This is a genomic window from Shewanella sp. Scap07 (assembly GCF_013394145.1).
Classification (GTDB): domain Bacteria; phylum Pseudomonadota; class Gammaproteobacteria; order Enterobacterales; family Shewanellaceae; genus Shewanella; species Shewanella waksmanii.
Genome location: NZ_CP041329.1, coordinates 2,720,348 through 2,743,233, shown reverse-complemented (window position 1 = coordinate 2,743,233; position 22,886 = coordinate 2,720,348). Strand labels below are relative to the sequence as shown.

Sequence of the window (22,886 nt, the reverse complement as noted above, 5' to 3'; positions counted from 1 at the left end):
GGTTGCGAGCTAAATCTGCAAAGCGCCATGAGCTAGCGTGCAGCCCAATTCAAGTAGGGTGTAACTCTTTTTGTGGCTCCCTAGACACTCCCATCACAACGACGCCCATAACAAGTCACTCGCAACTCGCTATGAGCAATTGCCAATTTTGTAGGAACAATGACAACCTAACCCTAATCACTATTTTCCCAATTGAGTTTTCCGCTTGAGCTTTCCCGATTAAATGCGGTGGATTTTTCACTGCAAAAGTAGCTTGATGACAATTGTCATAATCTATTGATGACTTTTGTCTCTGATGTTGTTTTGCCTTTGCATCAATAATATATCCAGACATTAAAAATTAAACACTAAACATTAGACACTAGACTTTAAATATTAAACAAGGGACAAATGGACATGGCCAAATCACTTGAGCAGTATCGCGAAGAATATAAACAAAAGAAGTTAATCACTATGCCTATTGCAGGCGCGATTGTTTGGCTGCTACTCGGGATTACCGCGCTAGTAGTGCCTGCTAAGAATATGGTGTTACCTGTGTATATTGGTACGGGTTGTATCTTTTATCTCGCACTTTTTATTTCTCGTTTTACCGGTGAAAAATTACTGGTTAAAAAAGATCAGCGCAATCCATTCGATACGCTATTTCTGTATACCTTAGGTATGTCATGGTGTGCTTTTGCAGTCGCTATCCCGTTTGGGTTAGAGAACTATACCGCAGTGCCAATGGCAATTGGTATTGTGTCTGGGCTCATGTGGCTACCTATATCATGGTCGTTAGAGCACAACGTTGGTATTATTCATACTTTGCTTCGTACCGTACTTATCGTCATCGCTTGGTATCTCTTTCCTGAGCAGCGCTTTATCTTGATTCCATTTGTCATCGTGTTTGTTTACGCTATTAGTTTGTATCAGTTGCTAAGCCGTTATCAGCAAGTCAAGGCGCAGAATATGCCAGAAATGCAGACAGCAGAATGCAGTGAACAAGCATAGATGATGGTATCAATGAACTGCACCTATGCTTTGTCTGAGTATTGATAACGATGTTGCATGCCCCGTAAATTTAAGCCGAGTTCACAATGCCGATACACAGTAATATTCATAGTTTAGGGTGATATTGGGGAATCTAATTGATTTTATGATTAATAATGGCAGGTTATTTTTAAGTTTACGGCAAGCTGAGTTATGAAATGACTAGCTATTGAGAGGCGCTATGTAAATTTGCTATGTTGTTGATTAATAATGGCTGGATGTTTTTATCTCATAGTCAGTTATGTGAACGTTTAAAATTTTTAGGGAGTTTAGTTTGGCTGAGGTTTTTGCGATTTTTACATCTATTTTCATATTCGTTAAATTTTCTCCGGTGCTATCTGCGGCAGTAATCGTTTTAATTCAATGGAGAGCTATTAAAAGTAGTTTTTTGTTTTTTATTTTTCTTACTTTAGTTGGACTAGGTTTATTTAGCTTGGTCGAGAATTTATCTTTTTTTGCACTTTATGTTCATGCAATGCTTGGCGGTGCTGTAGATTTAGGTTCAATCGAGCGCTTCTTTTTGGGCACGCCTGTTTCTGTAACGTTATCTATCATTTTACAAATAAAGCTTGTAAAACACTGGAAGGTATACGAAGAAAATAACGTATCAGTAAGTATTTGAAATCGTAACCTATCTTGGAAAATTTACTCGCTAGGTATATGGAAACGCCTTTTGCTTAGTTGTGACATACTAATATCAGAGAATCTATTCTCCGCTTTACATTCAGGCTTTAATTAGCTTGTAGAAAGTAACGATAGCTAGCCATTGTTAAGTATTATTTAGACTGATTTATTGAGTTTGTATTACCTTGGTCATCGACATCGTAAATGTTAGAAACCGATTTCCAGAATCGAAGTCAATTGCTTTAATTTAGGATATATAGACTCCACTTGATCAAATTTGCAATTTTTATGTGGCACATATCGACCATTTGGTAAGAGGAGTCTATACCATTGGTCAACAAGCTAGGAGATACTGCAGGGATGTTTAAAGTGATTGGAAATACTGAGATTCAGCTGAAACATAAGGCTAGCTGCCATTGTGGGGCTGTCGTGTTGGAGCTTACTTTACCCAAAGGGGTAGAAAACCCTAGGCGCTGTGATTGCTCTATTTGCCGAAGAAAAGGCGCAATTGTTGGCTCTGTAGCACTCAGTGGATTACGTGTCGTCAAGGGCGCTGATGTGCTGAAGTTATATCAGTTCAATACCAATACGGCTGAGCACTATTTTTGCTCCAACTGTGGTATTTATACTCATCATCGTCGCCGTTCAAATCCTAATTTATTTGGTTTTAATATTGGTTGCCTAGAGGGCGTTAACCCTTTTGATTTGGGCGACATTGTTACTGTAGATGGCGTGCATCACCCAGCTGACAGGTAATCGTCATCACAGCTACTGGTAAACTGAATTGGCAAGCAGATGCAGTGCTTAGCATTGTGTATAAAATTCTCATTAACACAGAGGTCAGTTGTGAATAATTTGCAAAGAATAGGCGGTATTGCAGCGCTTTTAGAATCGGTTATTTACGTATCCGCTTTTCTTTTTTTTGGCCTGTTTTGGCATTATCCAGCCGGTGCGGATACAGCGATGCAATTTGCCTATCTAGCAGAAAATCAGCTGGCGTTTTCTATTGTCAATCTGGTCATGTATGTCATGTTTGGCGTGCTTTTAGCCGTATTAGTGTTGGCGCTTTATCATCGCTTGAATGAGCGTAGTCCAATCCTGTCACAGCTAGCTGCCATATTTGGCATAATTTGGGTGGCTTTAGTAATTGCCAGTGGCATGATTGCAAATATTGGCCTAGCGACGGCCTTGGATTTGTCGACTGAGGATGCTGAGCAGGCGATGATAATATGGCGCGCCATATACTCAGTGGTAGAAGGCCTAGGCGGGGGCAACGAGGTTGTGGGTGGTCTTTGGGTGGTGTTGTTGAGCTTTGCTGCACTAAAAGGTTCGCAGTTACCGAAACTGCTTAACTATTTTGGTATTTTTGTTGGCAGTGCAGGGATTGCGACTATGTACCCTGCCCAAGTGCTCACTGAAATATTTGGTATAAGCCAGATCATTTGGTTTGCATGGCTTGGCATGGTTATGTTGAAACCGAGTAAACCCTGACAAGAGGTAAACACCGCTCGATAAGGGGAGGGGGTGGCTAATATTGCACATGCTGTAGCACTCTGTTCAGTAACTTGTATCAGTACTTTGCATTAGGAGACTGTTTTAGTACCTTGTATTAGCGCGTTTATTCAGTGGTTTTTTTAGCAAAATGATTCAGCATATTAGTGATAACTCACAAGTAAAATCATTACGCTTTCAATCGACACGCGGTTAAAGTTTAGCCAAGTTAGTAGCGAATCATGACCAATTTAGATCGGTTTAATAGCTTCACATCAAAAATAATTTCTCACCATCTATATTAGTAACTGCTTATCACCAAAGGCTTTCCATCTTTTTAACGTCTCTTGTGTAATAAAATTGTAAATAAAGTGATTGATCTTTGTTATTTGGTCATTTAGATTCGAATGTAAGCGCTTACATTTGGAGTTGGCGCTTTTTGTGTGGATTTGATGTAAGCGCTTACAGGTGTTTGGGGTCATCAAACCTTTTGAATTTAAGTACCCAATTGAGGCTCAAATAATGAAAAAAAGTTCGTGCGCACTCAAATACTTCACCGCTAGCGCGATAGTGATAGCGCTAGCTGGGTGTAATGACTCCGATTCGGTTACCGAACAAGCTACTGATACGCCGCCAGTTTCTACACCAGCCCCTACGCCAGGCTGGACGTTAGCATGGAGCGATGAATTTGATGGTAGCAGCATCGACGATAGTAAATGGACTCATGAAGTGAATTGTGATGGCGGCGGTAATAACGAAGCCCAATGTTATACCGCAGAAGCTGAAAATTCTTTTGTTACCGATGGCATGCTAAATATTGTTGCGCTTAACGCAGCTGCTGGGGCCGACAAGCCGTTTACCTCGGCAAGGCTAGTGACTAAAGATAAGGCTGATTTTAAATATGGTCGCTTTGAAATGCGCGCTAAATTACCCAGTGGACAGGGCAGTTGGCCAGCGTTTTGGTTGTTACCCACTGACAATGTGTATGGTACCTGGCCACTATCGGGTGAAATCGATGTGATGGAAGCGGTTAACCTCAAAGTTACCGATGCTGATGGTATTGAAGAGGCGCACTTGCACGGCACGCTTCATTACGGTCGTCCATGGCCAAACAATGAATATTCAGGCAAAGAATACCTATTAGATAACAACGCTAATCCGGCAGATGATTTTCACACCTATGCAGTAGAGTGGCAAGAAGGCGAGATCCGTTGGTATGTTGACGATTATTTGTATGCTACCCAAAGAAAAACCCAAGTTGTTTACAATGAAGATGAGCAAGCAGTGGGGCTTGCGCACAAAGGCTGGTTTACCGAACTACTTGATACGGCCACAGGTGACAGAAATGTGGTGCTAGGCAATGAGCCATTCGATCAAAAGTTTCATATTCTGATTAACTTTGCTGTGGGTGGTAATTGGCCCGAAGCTGTTAACCAAACCGGCATAGACGCGAGCGCTTTTAATGAAAACAATGCCTACCAAATCGATTATGTTCGAGTGTATCAGTGTGAAGCCGACTTAGAGACCGGCGCAGGCTGTGAAACGCTACGGGATGGGTACGATAGCCTTGATGATGCGCTCGTAGAAGGCAAAGCGCCAGCCGCTATTGCACCATCCGACGGTATTGCACGGGATTTAGCCATTTTTGACGGCTCAGCTAACCCTGATTGGCCAGCATGGGATTGCTGTGGTGGCTCGACGCCTGAGCTGGTTGACGATGCAGACAAGGGCGCGGTGTACAAATTCATGGTTGGCGCAGAGCCCACAGTTAACGGTTTTATTAGCCGCACTGAATTTATCACTGATCCACAAGGCGTGGCTTCACCTTTTGATGCGTCGCCTTTGGTTAGTAGTGGTACGTTAAGCTTTGATTTAAAAGTTGTATCTCAACCTATCGATGCGAGCTCAACATGGCTGGTAAAAGTTGAAAGCAATGGCGGAGCGACTGCCGTTGAACTGGCGCTAACAGCGAGCCAAGAAGGCGCGGCACCTGCGGCTGGTCAGTGGCAGACTTATACCTTTGCGTTAAGTGATTTAGCCGCGGCAGGGCTAGATTTAAATGGCATTGATGTGGTGATGTTTTTCCCTGCATGGGGCACCGGCGAAGGGGCTGAGTATCTTGTGGGCAATGTTAATATTGCCGATGCGGAAGCCACAACTGAGCCAGTGTCATTGACGATTTTTGCCGATGATATTAACCCTAATTGGCCGCTGTGGGATTGCTGTGGTGGCACTAGCCCTGAAACCGTATCAGATGATGCTGAGCATGGGGTTGTATCGCAATTTAGTATTGGTGCAACGCCAACGGTGATGGGGTTTATCAATCGTCCCGAATTTGGTGGCAGTGGATTGCCATTTGATGCCAGTAGCTTGCTAGATAATGGCGTGCTGCAATTTGATTTGAAAATTGTTAATGCTACCCAAAATGCGACCACACCATGGATGCTAAAGGTTGAATCTAATAATGCTGCAACAGCAGTTGAGCTTGAATTAACCTCATCTAATGAAGGCATGGCACCAACAACTGAATGGCAGACTTTCACCTATGGGATTCAAGGATTGGCCGAAGCCGGCTTAGATGTGTCGGCGATAGATGTGGTGATGGTGTTTCCTAAGTGGGGCGAAGGAGAAGGAGCTGTTTATCGTATTGATAATGTCACTATGAGTGAGGCCCATGAGTAACAGCACTTTCTACAGGTAAGATTGATACTTGAGAAACTACAGGCCAGTAGGTACAGGGCAGTACTTACCGGGCTGTATGCTACGGCGTTAATCGCTAGCCATTAGGCGCTATCCATTAAATTTTACCAACACCACCAAGGCTAGTTTTCAGGCCGGTATAGTTGCATCAGCCGCTTATAGCAAGCTCAATTGTAACAATTATGCCGATTGCCGATGCTATAGCAAGTAGATTGGTTTAAGTTGGCATTAGTAAGCGTAAGTTGCTCGTACTTACCGTCAATTAATGTAACTAACGGAATCAATTAATGTTAAAGATGACCTTCAGTATTATCATCATATTTTTACTGACGTTGGCATTTTGGTTAGCAGAACCCTTCGGTCTAAACCCTTTTCATCAGTTGGCTGCGACAACGGTGAGTAGTGTCGATAGTTTTGATTGCCAGGTCGCAGAAAGCGACCTGACTCAACAAGTCGAGCTGGCAGTAGAGAGGTATATGCTATCGGCAGACTTTGTTGGGGTGAGTACCGGGTTCTATCGGCAAGGCTGTGGTACGGTTGTAGCGTCATCAGGCTACCGCGATAAACGCGATTTAATCCCGTTTGCGCCAAATACGATCAGTCGCATCGCGTCTGTGACTAAGCCGATGACTGCTATCGCAATAATGCAGCTGAAAGAGCAGGGTCTACTGGGACTTGATGATCCTATAGGTCGGTATCTACCTCAGCTAAATACAAGTTATGCGGCTATTACCATTAGGCAGTTACTGAACCACACTGCTGGCGTGCCTCATTATTCCTCCAAACTAGACGCACTGTCGCTGCGCCATTATGCAAGCCTTGACGAAGCGGTAGAGCGCATTACACAGCGCAAATTGGTTTTCGAACCTGGCAGTCAATATCTTTACAGCTCTTTTGGTTACACCTTGCTTGGGAGTGTGATAGAAAATGTCAGCAATACTCACTTTGATGACTATCTTAAACGCCATATTTGGCAAGTTGCGGACATGCAGCACACCTCTTTGGAGCATGAACCTTTGGCAAGTCAATCTCGACTTTACATAAAGATAAGCGACTATTATTTGCGCGGCCCTTATAACGATCTTAGTGTGATTTACCCTGCAGGTGGCGTGCGAAGTAGCGCTCAGGATCTACTAAAATTTGGTCAAGCCATTGTCAATAATCAGCTGATATCACGGTCGTCACTTGAGCAAATGATAGATGTTACTCAAGCGCTTAGCCCCGATGATGGCAGCGATCTATATGGCTTAGGTTGGTTTGTCTATCACAGTGCTGATCATGGCACCGTCATTTCACATGGCGGAGCGCAACCGGGCGCCAGTGTCCACTTTCAGATTTTACTTGATAAACAGATAGTCAGTGTCGCGATGTCTAACGCGTTCGGGACTAAAAATCGTGCCTTTTCTTTAGCCAACGATATGGCTAATCTAGTGCTTTAAATTAGCGACCTAATCAACGGAGATCACCGATGCGTACTATTGGCCTTATTGGCGGGATGAGTTGGGAGTCGACCCAAACGTACTATCAGTTGATTAATCAGCAAGTTAAACACCAGTTAGGTGGCTTACACAGTGCTAAAGTTCATTTAGTCAGTGTTGATTTTGCCGAGATAGCTAAGTTGCAACACCAAGATGATTGGCAAGGCGCAGCTAAAATCTTAGCCGCTGCGGCGCACTCGCTGGAAAAAAGTGGTGCTGAGGTATTGCTGATTTGTACGAACACCATGCATAAAGTTGCCAACGAGGTGGTTGAAAATGTGGCGCTGCCACTATTGCACATTGCTGATGCCACCGCTGAGCAGCTGCTAGCTGACGGTATCGATTGTGTTGGCTTACTGGGTACACGCTTTACCATGGAACAAGACTTTTATAAGTCGCGGCTTGTTGAGGGTTATGCAATGGAGGTGCTAATACCTAACGAGGCACAAATAGATCAAGTTCATAACGTTATTTATGACTCACTGTGCCAAGGGCAAGTTAAAGCAGAAGACAGGCGAGCTTATTTGGCGATTATTGATGATTTAGTTAAGCGCGGTGCTCAGGCAATTATTTTAGGCTGTACTGAAATTGGTTTATTGGTGGCTCAGTCCGATACATCCATTCCCCTTTACGATACCACGGCAATTCACGCCAAAAGTGCCGTGGCATGGGCGCTGAGTAAAGGGACTAATTAACTGAATTATAAAAATAAAAAATACTTGTTCAATTTTCGGTTGCCACAAAATTGTTGTACACGTTACCGTGGCTTTAACCCTTAGTGTTGATGGCAAAAACTATGTTAATTACCGAGCAGCAAACTATTTCCACCTATTATGATGCCCTCATTAATCGTGAACCTAGCTATGTAGGCACTTTTTATGTCGGGGTGAAAACCACCTCAATCTTTTGCATTGCGACCTGCCGTGCTCGCAAGCCCAAATTACAAAATGTTGAGTTTTATACGCAGTTTAAAGAAGCGTTAGATGCAGGTTATCGTCCTTGTAAAATCTGCAAACCCACAGAAAATGCGCAGGCTGCACCTAAACAAGTTGAACAAGCGATTATGCTGGTAAAAGCTGATTTAAAGCATAAAGTGACCGATCAGCATTTGCGTGAACAGGGCATTGCCCCAGAATTTGTTAGGCGGTGGTTTAAGCAGCATTACGGTATGACATTTCAAACCTATCAGCGTATGTACCGCATCAATACCGCCTTTGAAGAGCTCAAAAAGGGCAACACGGCCACTGATACCGCTTTTAATGCAGGGTTTAATTCACTCAGTGGCTTTGGCTATACCTACAAGCAAGTGGTAGGGCACTCACCTAAAACCAAAGCGGATAAACAGATTATATTAATCAGCCGCTTAACCACACCCATTGGGCCTATGTTTGTGTGCGCGACAGACAAGGGGGTGTGTTTACTCGAGTTTGTTGACAGACGCATGTTGGAAACCGAGTTTAAAGACCTGCAAAAGCGCCTAAATGCACAAATTCTGATGGGTGAAAATCAACATATAAAACAGCTTAAACAACAGCTCAGCGAGTACTTTGCTGGCAAACGGTGTCAGTTTAGCGTGCCACTCGACACGCCAGGTACAGAGTTTCAGCAGCAAGTATGGCAGTGTTTACAGACAATTGACTATGGCACCACGGCATCCTATCAACAGCAGGCTGAAAAGATAAACAATCCTAAGGCAGTTCGCGCCGTCGCTTCGGCGAATGGTTTAAACCGCATCTCTATCGTGATCCCTTGCCATAGGGTGATAGGTAAGGATGGGTCATTAACAGGATATGGCGGCGGCTTGCCGCGTAAAAAGTGGTTACTGGAACATGAAGCGCGTTTTGCCGCTGAGCTCAATGGTGCTAACTAAGGCTAAAATACATCATTAAAGTCACTGTCTTGCTAAATCAGCCGCCTGCCGTATTACGCGGCAGGCTTGATGTGAATCAGCGTTAGTTTGACCATAAACGCATTGCTAATCCAGATGATCGTTTGGTGGCTTGCAGGCAAGCACGTTCAAACACTTGTTGGCTACCTAGACAGGTAAAATGTTGTTTAGCCCGGGTAATGGCGGTGTAGATAAGCTCTTTGGTTAACAAGCTTTGCTGGGCTACGCTTGGCTTTGGCGGCAATACTAGCGCCACCTGCTGAAATTCACTACCTTGGCTTTTATGCACGGTCATCGCAAAACAGGTATCGTGTTTTGGTAACCTTGCTGGCAGCACTTTCAACACACTGCCATCTGCTTGAACAAAATGCGCCATAAGGCGATGTTCGCTGTGGGCACTGTCGGCAATGATTAATCCAATATCACCATTAAATAATCCCAAGTTGTAATCATTACTTTGAATGATCACAGGTCGGCCTGCATAGAACTCTTGATTGGGCTCAATTAATTTGGCCTGTTTTAGTGCCTGGGTAATGGTTTGGTTGATGCCTTCGACACCGTATTCACCGACGCGCATGGCACATAGCAACCGATATTGGTTATAGCTATCGATAATTTCACTGACATCAACCCCATTATCTTCACCGCCAGTGGCTTGTTGTATCTGCTGCAAGTAGTGGCCATATTGCGCTACTGCCTGAGATTGGATCTGCTGTAAGCCTAAGTTGATATCATTTTGCTGTTGATGCTCAATCCACAATAGCTCAGCATAGCCGCGCTGCCATACTTGCATAATCGCTGCTAAATTGGCTTGGTTAACCGCGCCCGCGAGTTGACCAATACCAGCATCGCCTTTAAATCGATGGCTGTGCATTAACATACACAGGCTGTCTCCTAGTTTGGGCTCATCATGGACAAAATCATTGAGGTTGGTTTCAGTGACATGGGATAAATATTGCGCCTGTTCACTGCTGTATCGCATCTGCCAATAATTATGCTGCTGACCTTGTTCATCGGTGTAGGATTGTTTTAAACCTGCACAAATATCTGCGAGTACCGCGCCAGCTTCCACCGAGGCTAATTGGTCTTGATCGCCAAGTAAAATTAGCCTTGCATGGGCTGGCAGGGCTTGCAGCACTTTGTGCATCATAGGAAGATCCACCATAGATGCTTCATCAATCACCAGTAAATCAAGACGCAGGTGATTGTCTTTATGGTGGCGATATTGATGTGAGTTGGGAATTACCCCTAATAGCCGATGTAAAGTGGCTGCATCTTCGGGTACCGCGGCCATCTTTTCCAGTTCGAATAGGTGGCCGTAACTGGCCAACTCAGTCAGTAAGCGTGCTTTTGATGCTTTTATCGACTCGCTTAACCTTGCTGCTGCTTTGCCTGTGGGGGCGACCAATTTGATATCGATATCTTGATGCTGAGCCAATAAAAACAGCAGTTTAGTGACGGTAGTGGTCTTACCGGTTCCCGGTCCACCCGTAATAACCGCCAGTTGTCGGTTAAAAGCGGTGGCGGTAGCAATTTTTTGCCAGTCGTATTGTTGATCGCTAGCAGCAAACAGTAATCCTAGTTGCGTGCGCAGTTGTGCTTGGTTTTCCACTGCTACTGGCGCAGATGCCAACCGATTGAGGGTGTGGCTGACATCCATTTCAAACTGATAATAACGCTGCAGGTACAAATATTGACCATCGAGCACCAATGGCGTTTGCTGATTGTCGCTGGCCAAACTCACCGCTTGGTAGCGGCTCAGCTGCTCGGTTAACTCAGCTAAGTTAACCTGTATTTGGCATTGACTACGCTGCTCTGCAAATGGGTTGGCAAAGTCAATAAAAGCGAGCGGTAAACAGGTGTGTTGCTGAGATAGCTGCCGGCTTAGTAGCGCGCAAATGACTTCAAACAATGGGTCGCTGTCATCATGTAGCGCCCGCATTTGCAGCGCGAAGTGGCGGTCTAATGCGGTGAGCAAACGCTCCGATTCCCATTGTTTCAATAAACTGTCTAGCGGTGCTTGTAGGGTTATCATAAAGGCAGCTCCGTTTGTGCTTGCTCTAACTGAGCTTGCCCGTTGTTAGTGTCATTGGGGGCGGTATCACTATTTGAATTATGTGGGTCGTTCGCGTGATCGCCGACTTCAAAAAGTTGGTCAATGGCTAAGATTAACTGGCGATCAGGCCTGTCAAAAAATACCCCAGCTTGGGGCTGCTGACACGACATGCCGCGTAAAAATAGATAATAACAGCCGCCGATATGCGTATCGTACTGGTAGCCAGGCACCCTAAGCTTTAGGTAGCGGTGCAGGGCAACGGTGTAGATGATGTACTGCAAGTCATAGCGGTGTGAAGCAATCGCCGCGCCCATGTATTGGTGCTGGTAGTGACTAAACTGACTGCCTAAGTGGTTAGACTTATAATCGGCGATATAGAACTGACCTTGGTATTCAAAAGTTAAATCGATAAAGCCTTTTAGCATGCCAGTTAAGTCATCAAAGTTAAGTTGCTCGCTATAACCGTATTGCTTAAGCAACCGATTGAGCGCTGTCGCGGTGAGTCGCGACAGCGGCAGATAAAATTCCATCTCAACAATACGTTGTGAATCGCTAATATCGGCAAGGCGCGGGCTGACCGTTGAGTGCGCACTGATAAGCGGTGTGTGAATAATATCGTTATACCAATTGAGCAATGGCGTATACCACTGCTCTGCAATGCCGTAGCGCTGCATGGCTATGGGCAGCTGCTCAGGTAACTGCTGTTGCGTTTGGGTAAAGTCAATAAGCTCTAGCACTAAGTGCATGAAGCTACCAGCGTTAGCGCCACGCTCAAAACTGAATCTATCTAAACAATCGTCTTGACGGTCTTCAATGATTTCAGTTTCTGGAAATTGTTCATCGCCGGCACCGACACTAATGTGTTCGTGGGGGAGGTTTTTCACTAATCCTGAATAGCTGCCTACTCGCCACGGGGTGCCAATTTGATAACTAACAGCTACCGGTTGAAGCTGCGTTGGGCTTAGGTCAGTTTCAATTAATACCTGCGGCTGGCTAAAAGCATCTACAAGCTGAAGCGGCGCAACACTGATAGCATCGCTTGCCAGCGTTTGTACAGCGGTATCAAGCTGTAAAGCATCACAGTTTTTATCGTTGATACCTAACAAGTATCCGATTGCTGTTTGATGTAACTGACTATTGATGCCTGCCCGTTTGGTCACTCTGCTGTGGTTTGCAATATACAGGTAACAACCCAGTACTGGGCGGGTGAGGGCAACATACAGCAAGCGTAGATCTTCGGCTAAGGCTTCCTGTTTATTCAATGCCCAGCCATCGTCTGTTTGCTCAATATCCCAAATTAACTGGTTATCTTGGTGATACAACATGGGCGAGGGTTTACGGCGGCTGTCACGACTGAGGCTGACAAAGGGCACAAAGCACAGCGGGTATTCCAGCCCCTTACTTTTATGAATGGTGACGATTTGTACTAAGTTTTGTTCGCTCTCTAAACGCAGTTGCGCTTCTTCATTGCCATTATTTTCAAGCAGGGCTTGTTCATACCAGTTGAGTAACGCACTAATTCCGTCTATTTCGGTGGATTTTTGCTGCAATAATTCACCTAAGTGACGAAAATCCGTTAAACGCCGTTCACCATCGGGGCTTTGTAGTACCCGCTCGATAAGCTTAGTGATACTCGCCATGCTCAGTAGTGCAGGCATAACACCGCGCTTTAACCACAGTTGGTGCAGGTCGGCAAATTGACTCAGTAAAGTCTGCCTGACTTCTTCATCTTGATTAAAATTATGGATTGCTTGTGCATCATAACCCAGCAATGACGTCGCTAAGGCGCTGCGCAGTGCGCGTTCATCTTTAGGATTGGCCATGGCGGTGAGCAGTAACGCCAGCTCTTTGGCTTCAACGGTGTCAAATACACTATCGCGGCTTAAAAACACCGAGCCAATATTACGCTTGCGCAGTGCATCCCTAATGACCTGGGCTTCATGACGATCACGCACTAAAACCGCAATATCTTTGGCAACCAGCGCGCGTTTGTTCGCAGCATCGCTGTGGCCATGATAGCAGGCGCCTTGGGCTGCTTCGTTGAGCAAACGGGTAATTTCATCGGCGACATCATTACCGATATGCTGTCTTGCCGTGGTTTTGTTAAGCCCGACTTCCTCATCTTCACTTAGCACTCTCACCCTTAATGCACTTTGCAGACCGCTTGAATCGGTTAAGCATTTGCTGGCCGCGTTGGGAGCTGATTTAACCGAATCGAACGGAATAGCTTGGTTAATAAACGGGTCGTCGCGCAAACTAAATAACTGATTGACCGCTTGAACCATACGCGCGCTTGAGCGGTAGTTGGTGTCTAAGCTATAACGCTCGGCAGTTTGCTGACGGGCATTAATATAGGTGTGGATATCTGCGCCGCGAAATGCATAAATGGCTTGTTTGGGATCGCCAATCATTAGCAAACTGAGCTTGCCGGTTTGGCTGTTTTCTATGCTGTTGTCGCTGCTACCGCCTTGGCTTGGCTGAGCTTCTATCACAGCGGTTTGGCTGTATATGCTGTTAAAAATATTAAACTGCAGCGGATCGGTATCTTGGAATTCATCAATTAACCCCACCGGAAAACGCTTAGCGATGCTTTGAGCTAACCGATTGCTCCCGCTTGCCTCGCTTGACTGAGTTAACGCACCCGATAGCGTGAGGAGGAGATCATCCGGCGACATAAGGTTACGCTGCTGTTTATCTGCATAAAAACGCTGGGATATTCCGGCTCTGGCAGCGTATAAAAAACTGGGGATTAGCCCATTGATGTAACCCAATAGATTGTCAATATGTGCCAGCAGTGGCGCATCATTGACACTTGGGATTTCGCCACCTTTATTGAGCTTTAATCCAGATAGTGCCAGTCCTTCTAAGGTTTTAGTGGCGGGCAGGCTGAGCTGACCAGCGGCTTGAGTATTGGCAACCCAGTTGTCCATATTGTCAAACATGGCGGCTAACTTAGGATAGTTATCGGCTTTTTTACCAAAGCGAGTACCGTTAAGCGGCAAGCTGTGGAGTAAGGCTTCGGTGGCAGCTTTCTCTCGCGGCCAAATCAGTTGCAGGCGGCTTAAACATTGACTGAGCTGTTCGCTGGCTTTAGTAAAGCTTACCGGCTTAGGTTTTGCTTGCGCCTGATTGGCGCCAATCAGTGCCCGTAGCTGTTTACTTAACGCATCGGGATCGGCAAATTGCTTTTGAATTACCGCTGCAATGTATTTAGGTAGCGGATAGCAGGCTTCTCGCCAGAAATCACGTACGGCATGATGCAGATACTCGCCATCATCTAAGACAAATTCAGACTCAAACAGCAAAGAAGACTCGAAGGCCATATCAGCCAAGATACGCTGACAAAACCCATGGATGGTATAGATGGCGGCTTCATCGAGGGATTTGAGTGCTAAATCTAAATAACGCAAGCTGTTGGCACGGTGCTCTGGTAGGGTAGCGTCGTACAATTGGTTAATGAGTTCATCTTGTACCGTTAAACCGATAAAGCGTCGATAGGCGAGCTGAATCTTACTGCGAATACGATCGCGTAACTCGCCCGTTGCCGCATTGGTAAAGGTCACCACCAATATCTGCTCACAGCTCAGTGGCTGTTCTATATCATGACCGAGCAACAGGCGCAGGTATAACCCCGAAATGGTGTAGGTTTTTCCTGTACCGGCACTGGCTTCAATCAGCCGATTGCCGCCAAACGGTAAGGTTAGGGTATCGAGTGTTTGCACCGTTTGCGCATCGCCTATTTGAGGATGTGACATTAGCGCGCCTCCTGCGCTGTGGCTGCAGTTTCAGCTAAAGCGTTATCACTGGCAGCTTCAACAAAATCGGCAAGTTCATCAAGTTTACCTTTGTGATAAAGGCTTAGCAGTGGTTGCAGCAGTTGCTGCGCAGTGGTGCCAAATTCAGTTTCAGTAAAATCATCGGGGAAAGTAAACAGTCGCTGAAAATGCGGCTCGTATCCTTCACCTAGGCCAGTTTGTTCATCTTGCCACTGACTTTGGGCACTCAGCAGTTTTTCTTGGTGATCGCCTTCTGCTTCAACATAGGCTAAAGCCGTACGTGGCATAAACAGTAAAGGTGCTGCCTGCCCATCAATAAAGTACTGCAGCCACAGGGTTAACTGTTGCTGAGCTTGGGCTGCAGTGATAGTTGCGAAGCTATGGAAATGACCAATATCAAGCAAGTAACTGGCTTTAGCACTGGCTTGGCTGCCCATGGCACAAATGCAAAGATGACGCAGGTATACTCGAATAAGATCGCGGCCATTGGCGGTACCGGGCCTATGATTGACTAGCCCTTTAGCACTGATGTCATCGATGCGACCCACTAAGGTGACCGCTGGCTGCGTGGCCAAAGGCAGGCTAATGGTCAGGTTATGACTTTGCTCGCCCTTTAAATACAAGGTGCGGCCGATTAGCGGCTTAATGTCGTGCAGGTATTTATCTAACAACAACTCATCAAAAGGGGCTAAGGGCAGGTGTCCAGCCTTTTTAAGCTGTGCTAGCAAGCTGGCATTGGGCTGGGGTTCGCTACGGGCGATGGCATCTTCGATTAAAGTAGATTGGATTTGATAGCGACCCAATGGATTAATATCAAACGGCTCATCGTTATCGTCTTGCTGGATATTGAGGTTAAGATCTAACTTTAAGGCGCGATTAAAGAAGTACTGAGCAGGATTGCGGAAAAAACGTATAAGGGCTGAAAGCTCGACTTCAATTTGATCGGCGGTCACATCGCCGGCAAGTGGGCTTTGCATCTCTTGCCAGGTTAACGCCTTAGTTATAAATTTGCCTTTGGTACTGGTACTGGTACTGGGATCGCTTGTCCCGTCTGAGTAGTTATTGATTGCTGCTGGGCACCACTGATTAGAGTGGCTTAATTGCACCTCTTTGGCAGCTGAGTGGGCCTGGTTGTCGCGGCTGTCAGTATTTAAAAATAACCGCTCATCAAAGGGTTGCAGTGGTTGGTGCTTAATAAGTTTGGTTTTGATTGCGGCTTCAATGGCATCAATATCTTGCGGTGTCACACTGTCGTCGGTCAAAGCTGCAAAGGCTTGGGGTAGGTAACAAAGCTGACAATACTCAATCAGCTCAGAAACCAACATTGACGCGATACGTTCTGAATTGTCGCGCTCGCTATTACCTATGTAGCTAATATAAAGTTGTTGCCGGGCACTAAGAAGGGCTTCTAAAAATAGGTATCTGTCGTCTAATCGGCGCGAACGATCGCCTTTGCGTGGGCCATGTTGCGCCACAAGATCAAACCCCACCGGATGCTGTGTTCTGGGGTAAACACCATCGTTCATACCCAGTAAGCAGACCAGTTTGAAGGGAATAGAGCGCATTGGCATTAGGGTACAAAAGTTAACGCTACCTGCAAGGTATCGCTGGCCTACACGGGACTCACTTAACGTGCGTTTAAACCAGTTTTGTACAATCTCGATCGGTAACGGACTGGTATGCCCAGCGTCTTCTATTTCTTGCTCTAACTTACTGATCGCCTCGCGAATGGTTTGCAGCTGAATTAACTCTTGCTCATCGACATCATAAAGTGCGTCAAGCAACTCGGTGAGTTGGCTGACCCTAGTGGATATCATGCATTGTTCGGCCAAGGCTTCTTTATAGTGATCAATAGTTTCAATGAAGTTGAGCAATTTCCCCAGCGCTTGGGCGGATTGGCCTTCGATACCATCAAAGGGCAAGCTATCTTGATAAATATCGCTGCTATCACTGAAGCTGTAGCCTAGAATCAGCCGTTTAATACCAAAGGTCCATGAGTTTTGTTCAAACTCCGGTAGGGTATATTCGCGGCGGCTTTGACTGTCGCGCCCCCAACGTACGCCCGCTTCTTCTAACCAGCGGCGCAGTAATGCTAGCTCATCAATATCGATATCAAAGCGGCGCAACACGGCGGGGACTTCTAAAATACCCAGCAGTTCGCTCAACGAGAATCGACTTTGATTGATGGCAAGCAAATGCAAGAAGCTGTTAATGAGTGGTGATTCCTGCGCGGCGCCTCTGTCTGCAATTGCATAGGGGATATAATGCTGCCCTTGTTTTGCGCCAAATACCGCGTCGATGTATGGGGCGTAACTCGCCACATCAGGCATCATGATCACAATGTCTTTTGGCCGCAGAGGCTGTTCATCATTAGCATGTCGAGACAACATATCGAGTAGATGGTCGTGCAGTGTTTCTACTTCTCGCAGTGGGCTATGACAGCTGCGTAGAGTTAAGGAATCATCGGTGTCGGTGAGTATACGACGACCTGATACGCTGAGGTAGAGTTTGGTATCGGGTCCTAAGGTTTCACCGCGAGTGGATAGCTGTAATATATCATCTTGAATCCCACTGAGTAGGCTGTCACCAGCGGGTGCTTGGTAGGATTCAAAATTAAAATTGGTATGCGCTTCAGGTAGCTCTAAAATAAGATCGAGTAGTTCACGTCCCATTTTACCGTTATTGGCTAAAATAGGGTTGCCCACCTCCAATTTTTCTTCCCAGCGTTCACTTAACTGATATTTATTTGCGAAGGTCACCGCCATGCGTGCGCGTACTTTAGGGTCGACAATATCCCCCCAGTAGTGCTGACACGGGCTGAGATTAAACATCACAACATCGATACGTTTAGCCAGATGATAAAGTACGTCCAATGTTTGCGGTGCCATCGATGAGATACCAAACACAAATAGCCGTTTGGGAAGTCCAGCAAGTGACTGAGCTGGATCGTCTAATGCATCAAACAGCGCTTGGTGCAAATTGGCGCGGTGATATTGGCTTTGGCCTAAAGTGTGCTGATTAAAATCGATGAGCGCCCGCCATAGGATTGGTTGCCATGCTTGGGCAGCGGACAGCTTAATTGTCTGTTCATCTTGTTGCTCCCAGGCCGATATCCAGTCAGGTCGGTAAACGAGATACTGGTCAAAAATATCAGCAATTTGGCCGCACAATTGATAAGACTTAAGCGCCGCTAACTGCTGTTGCCGGTTGCGCTCGGCATTGCTTGTGGGTTCGGCTTGTTGGCTGGCTAAGTAGTCAGCCAATGGGGCGAATTCGGGCTTATCCAATAGTTGCGGCAATAGCTCCATTAATTTCCAGGTCATGGCCGCTTTGGTAAAAGCATTCTCTTTTGGTACATCATGTAATAGTTGATGACAAAGCTGCCAAATAAAGCTTGATGGCAGTGGGAACTCAACTCCAGCCGCAATGCCATTATGCGCAGCAATTTGAAGACGTAACCATGTCGACATCCCGGGACTTTGTACCAAAATTTGCTCTTGCATCAGTGTTGGCATATCAGGGTGCCGGGTTTGCAAGGCTGCAGAGAGCTGCTTTGCTAGCTGCTCCATCTGGTTCGATTGTACGAGATATAGCATGGTTGTCCTTTTTACGGCGCGGAATAAATACTGCGCTGAATGTACGCGAAACGAGTGCTTTAACCTATTGTATGGGTTTAGTTTATGAAGTCTATTGTCTAATCAGTAAATCTATTGATTTGCTGATTATTGCGGCGTTCTGTTGCAATCTACAATGGCATATTAATCGTTTTTAGCGACAGACTTACTCTTAACTATGGCTAATTTGAGGAGTCGGTGTTGCTTTTTTAAACGCTGGCTTAAGTGCTTGCGGGCATTGGCGGATAAAGGTTTATATTTAAGCGCCGTGTAAGTTTGAGTAAATTCAGACAGTGGGCTGGCTAAACTAGGCATTGTTTGCGCGACACGTTGCATATATTGGTTGGGCGCTTCACTGGTTTGTCGCGGCAAACCACGTTTTTGCAGCATATTGCAGATTTGAGTATAACGCTGCGTGACTGGGTCTTTACTACGGGTAAAATTGATTAAGCCAATGTTATAGGCAATGATGAGCCCGGTAAAACCGATGACCGCTAAGATAAATAGTGCTAGTTTCACAGGGGTTATATTACCGAGCAGGTCTTTTAATAGTTGCTGCTGGGCGTCATTGTCAAAGCCTAGTACCCATTTGCTCCAATAATAATCAATGCTTGCCAAAGACATACGCAGATTGTCCAGCAACGGAAACTGCCTTAAACGTAGTGGGGTAAAGGGACTATCAAGTAAGTAACTTTCCTGAGGATTAAAAAACGCATCAAAGCCATCTTCTACTCGCTCTGGGGCGATCATTGCCGTTGGGTCAACTCGCACCCAACCTTTGTCTTGCAGCCAAACCTCAACCCAAGCGTGAGCCATATATTGGTACACGCTTACATAACCCGCACTGCGGTTATACTCGCCGCCTTGATAGCCAGTGACCATGCGGGCAGGAATACCCGTGGCACGGGCCATAAAAGTCAGCGCACTGGCGTAATGGACACAAAATCCGGCTTTATTTTCCAATAAAAAGTCATCTATCTGCTGGGGGCCGACGGCAGGGGGACGCAAGGTATAAAAATATTGTTGTTGATTGAACATGGCCATCATGGCATCGATACGCTCAGCTGGCTTAGGATAGTTGTCTTTAAACTGCTGAGCTAACTGCCAAGTTCGCGGGTTACTTGACTCTGGCAGTGCAAGGTTGGTTTGTCTTACAGGCTTAGGCAGTGAAGCGTCCATTGTTAATGCTGGATAACTACGGACTGCGTACTGAAATTTCTGATCGACGGATTGGAAATTGTACAGCCGGTAGTCAGGCATGTTAATGATTTGACTATTGTCACTGTAAGCGACATCTAAGCCATAGAGCCAATGCTGTTTACTGGGTTCCGCGATGATACTGTAGCTTAGGAAGTCTCCTTGAGGAGCCTTACGGTAGTTATTACCGTACATTGCGGCATCTTGCAGCGATTTGATACTCGTGTCTTGAGTCCACGTGGCGCCATCATAATTTTCTAACACGATGGCGCGCCAATAAAGCTCGGCATTGCTGGGGCGTTGGCCGTCGAAGGTTACCCTAAATGCCAGCTTAGCAGAGCGTGTTAGCTCCTCAATATTGCCAAATGCGACTTGGTCAGATAGCCCAGTGGTAGCGGTGTTGAGTTTAGGCACCATCCAAATGGGTGGCAAACGCGGCAGGACGATAAACAGTAAAATGGCGACTGGAATACTTTGTAATATGATCTTAAACCCAAGCTTAGTTGCGGGTTTTACCGATGAGTTAGCGCGGTATAAGCTGACCAAAACAGCGGTGTTAATGCCAGTCACAAAGGTTAAGTGCAGTGCAAACCACAGGCTTTGCTTCTCAACAAATGTCATCGCAATCAAAAAATAGCCGACCAACACCACCACTCGGACATCGCGGCGTTGCCGCATTTCAATGAACTTAAGCGCGTAACCTAGCGTCAGTAAATTGATTAAGGTATCGAGCATACCGATTTGGCTGCTGACCAGAATTAAAGTTGATGCCGAGCCTAGGGCGAGTATGGTGACTAAATATTTAGGTGGCTTGGCCACTTTGCCCAAATAGATGCCAAGCTGCCATAAAAAACAGATGCCGCAAATTGCCAGACTCCAAGGGGTCATCTCGCCATATAGCGGGCTAAGTACGGCTATATTAACAATTAATAACAGCAGTTGACTGTTACGGGTGATCAGTTCCTGTTGCATCTTCATGACGCACCGCCGCTTGATTGTTGACCGTAGGTCGCTAAGGCGGTTAAACATCGTAGGCGGTGATTTTCGCCGCTATCAGGGTTAATTGTCTGCGCTGTTAGTTTTAAGCCAAATATCTGCTTCTTACGGCTTAGTTGGTCGACACACCAAGTTAACTCTCCGAGTTGTGTTTCAATATCTTTGCTGGTGTCGGTTGTTAATGCCAGCCATAATGGGGCGCCTTGAGGTTGTTGAAATTGCTTAGTCAACATGCCTTTACCTTGTGCCCATTGTTTCCATGCGACTTGCCTGAGGGATTCCCCAACCACATACTCTTTCAAACCATGGTATTCATCAACGCCTATGATTTGTTTGCCTTGCAGCTTCTCACTTTGTTGGCTTTCTTCATCTAATGCACGCAGACTTGCTTCGGTTTTAATGGGTTTTGGGAAAACAATTTGTTGATTATCTAGATCTAAATGAGACCAGGTTCGGCATAAACCCAATGGATAGCGAGAACAAACTTTCAGCCTGCCGGGGTGCACATAACCGCGCTTCTCATTTGCCAAAGGCACCAAGGTTTGCATGGTGGTGGCATTAACCTCTGATAGGGTAACTGTCGTGTTTTCTGGGTAGTTTACTTGTAAATCAAATTGTGGGTATTTCGCCGAAACCTCTATGGCATAAAGTAGTTTTTCACCCGCATAATTTTGCGGGCTAGGTTTGGCGGTAAAGTGAATGCCAGCGAGATTGCGATAGCTATAAATAATGCAGGTATTAAATACGCTTAGGAGCAAAAAGGCTAAGCCAATAATTAGGTTGTTTTGATAATTAGTACCAAATATAAACAGCAGTACCACTAGCATTAACCAGATGACACCAAAACCCGTGGGTAAAATGAAAATACTCTTATGGGCGAGAGTGATGCTCTTTGATGCAGGTAAACGCCGCGCCAGCCAGTGACGAAACCATTGATTCAACTTAGATTGCTTGTTGGTGGTTATCGCCATCAGCGTCACTACAAAATAGGATTGATACTGTTAAGCAAGGTCATCGACAGGGCCTCGCCTTGTTGTTGACTCGTGTGGCGGATACGATGCTCTGCTACGGCTGAAAAGACCGCCTGGACATCTTCAGGTACCGCGTAGGTACGGCCTTCAATATAGGCCCAAGCTTTCGTGGCCTGCAGCAGTGCTTTACTAGCCCGCGGCGATAACCCATAGCCCTCATCTAAATTTCTTGAGCCTTCAACCAGAGCTAAAACATAGTGCAGTAGTGCATCAGAAACTGATATTTGTTCCACTTGTTGCTGCATCTCGCTTAAGGCCATGGGGGTGATACACTGCGGTAATGGCTTATTAGGCGGGTTGCTTTTACCACGTAACATGGCAAATTCAGCTTCTTTACTGGGGTAACCAATAGATAAGCGCATCATAAATCGGTCGAGCTGAGACTCAGGCAGTGGAAAAGTCCCCGATTGTTCGACCGGATTCTGGGTGGCGATAACAAAGAAAGGTGACGGCAGGTAATGGGTGACGCCATCTACGGTAATTTGTTGCTCAGCCATTGCCTCTAACAGTGCTGATTGGGTTTTGGGGCTAGCGCGATTTATCTCGTCACTTAGGATCATCTGTTTGAAAATAGGACCGGGGTGAAAAACAAATTCGGACTGATTTTTGTCAAAAATCGATACCCCTAAAATATCGGCAGGTAGCATATCACTGGTAAACTGAATTCGTTGATAACTCAGACCTAAGCTTTGCGCTAATCCGTGTGATAGGCTGGTTTTCCCCATTCCCGGTAGATCTTCAATTAGCAAGTGGCCCTTAGCCAAAATGCAGCTCACTGCAAGCTTTATTTGCTGCGGTTTACCGATTAAAACTGTGGTGAGTTGCTCGAATAAAGTTGTTAAAGCAGTATGAGTCATCCATGTTCCTAGCATTGATTACAACAATAAATCTTAGCTGGTTACTCGTGTTCAATGGCGAGTATTTGAGCGTGAATTCATTGTGTAGCTGAATTAATCAGCCTGTTAATTGGCAATGAATTTTAATTACTCATTTTACTATGCGATAT

General features: G+C 45.7%; 14 protein-coding genes. 8 read left to right on the top strand and 6 right to left on the bottom strand.

Features of this window, described 5'->3' with window-relative positions:
- The first annotated feature begins 396 nt into the window (after positions 1–396).
- The 8 genes from FLM48_RS12020 to FLM48_RS11985 all read left to right on the top strand — a co-directional run bounded on the left by FLM48_RS12020 (position 397) and on the right by FLM48_RS11985 (position 9,192).
- Positions 397–990 carry a hypothetical protein gene (locus FLM48_RS12020; protein ID WP_179024802.1) on the top strand — a complete coding sequence of 198 codons (594 nt, stop codon included), beginning with the start codon at positions 397–399 and terminating at the stop codon, positions 988–990.
- A 313-nt stretch (positions 991–1,303) separates the two neighbouring features.
- Positions 1,304–1,651, top strand: coding sequence for a hypothetical protein (locus tag FLM48_RS12015; RefSeq protein WP_179024801.1), 348 nt, complete (start codon positions 1,304–1,306; stop codon positions 1,649–1,651).
- A 362-nt stretch (positions 1,652–2,013) separates the two neighbouring features.
- A complete protein-coding gene (locus FLM48_RS12010) occupies positions 2,014–2,409 on the top strand; it encodes a GFA family protein (RefSeq protein WP_179024800.1) in 396 nt (131 codons plus the stop codon).
- A 90-nt stretch (positions 2,410–2,499) separates the two neighbouring features.
- On the top strand, positions 2,500–3,144 hold the full coding sequence (locus FLM48_RS12005) for a DUF4386 family protein (RefSeq protein WP_179024799.1): 645 nt from the start codon (positions 2,500–2,502) through the stop codon (positions 3,142–3,144).
- Positions 3,145–3,666: 522 nt separating this feature from the next.
- Positions 3,667–5,826 (top strand): glycoside hydrolase family 16 protein, encoded by a 2,160-nt coding sequence (locus tag FLM48_RS12000; protein ID WP_179024798.1) that lies wholly within the window; start codon positions 3,667–3,669, stop codon positions 5,824–5,826.
- A 305-nt stretch (positions 5,827–6,131) separates the two neighbouring features.
- Positions 6,132–7,283: a serine hydrolase gene (locus tag FLM48_RS11995; protein ID WP_179024797.1), complete on the top strand. Its 1,152-nt coding sequence runs from the start codon at positions 6,132–6,134 to the stop codon at positions 7,281–7,283.
- 29 nt (positions 7,284–7,312) lie between these two features.
- Entirely contained in the window at positions 7,313–8,017 is a 705-nt protein-coding gene (locus FLM48_RS11990) for an aspartate/glutamate racemase family protein (protein ID WP_179024796.1), read from the top strand.
- A gap of 101 nt (positions 8,018–8,118) precedes the next feature.
- Positions 8,119–9,192: a bifunctional transcriptional activator/DNA repair enzyme AdaA gene (locus tag FLM48_RS11985; RefSeq protein WP_179024795.1), complete on the top strand. Its 1,074-nt coding sequence runs from the start codon at positions 8,119–8,121 to the stop codon at positions 9,190–9,192.
- An 82-nt stretch (positions 9,193–9,274) separates the two neighbouring features.
- Here FLM48_RS11985 and recD read toward each other — a convergent pair whose 3' ends face one another.
- The 6 genes from recD to FLM48_RS11955 form a co-directional block, all read right to left on the bottom strand.
- Positions 9,275–11,245: an exodeoxyribonuclease V subunit alpha gene (gene recD / locus FLM48_RS11980; protein ID WP_179024794.1), complete on the bottom strand. Its 1,971-nt coding sequence runs from the start codon at positions 11,243–11,245 to the stop codon at positions 9,275–9,277.
- Positions 11,242–15,021 (bottom strand): exodeoxyribonuclease V subunit beta, encoded by a 3,780-nt coding sequence (gene recB / locus FLM48_RS11975; protein ID WP_179024793.1) that lies wholly within the window; start codon positions 15,019–15,021, stop codon positions 11,242–11,244. The genes recD and recB overlap by 4 nt, the downstream gene beginning before the upstream one ends.
- On the bottom strand, positions 15,021–18,638 hold the full coding sequence (gene recC / locus FLM48_RS11970) for an exodeoxyribonuclease V subunit gamma (RefSeq protein WP_179024792.1): 3,618 nt from the start codon (positions 18,636–18,638) through the stop codon (positions 15,021–15,023). The genes recB and recC overlap by 1 nt, the downstream gene beginning before the upstream one ends.
- Positions 18,639–18,800: 162 nt before the next feature.
- Complete coding sequence (locus FLM48_RS11965; protein ID WP_179024791.1) at positions 18,801–20,831, bottom strand: DUF3488 and transglutaminase-like domain-containing protein; 2,031 nt, start codon at positions 20,829–20,831, stop codon at positions 18,801–18,803.
- Positions 20,828–21,820: a DUF58 domain-containing protein gene (locus tag FLM48_RS11960; protein ID WP_179024790.1), complete on the bottom strand. Its 993-nt coding sequence runs from the start codon at positions 21,818–21,820 to the stop codon at positions 20,828–20,830. Before FLM48_RS11960 ends, FLM48_RS11965 begins: the two co-directional genes overlap by 4 nt.
- 8 nt (positions 21,821–21,828) lie before the next feature.
- A complete protein-coding gene (locus tag FLM48_RS11955; protein ID WP_028772675.1) occupies positions 21,829–22,737 on the bottom strand; it encodes a MoxR family ATPase in 909 nt (302 codons plus the stop codon).
- Positions 22,738–22,886 lie beyond the last annotated feature (149 nt).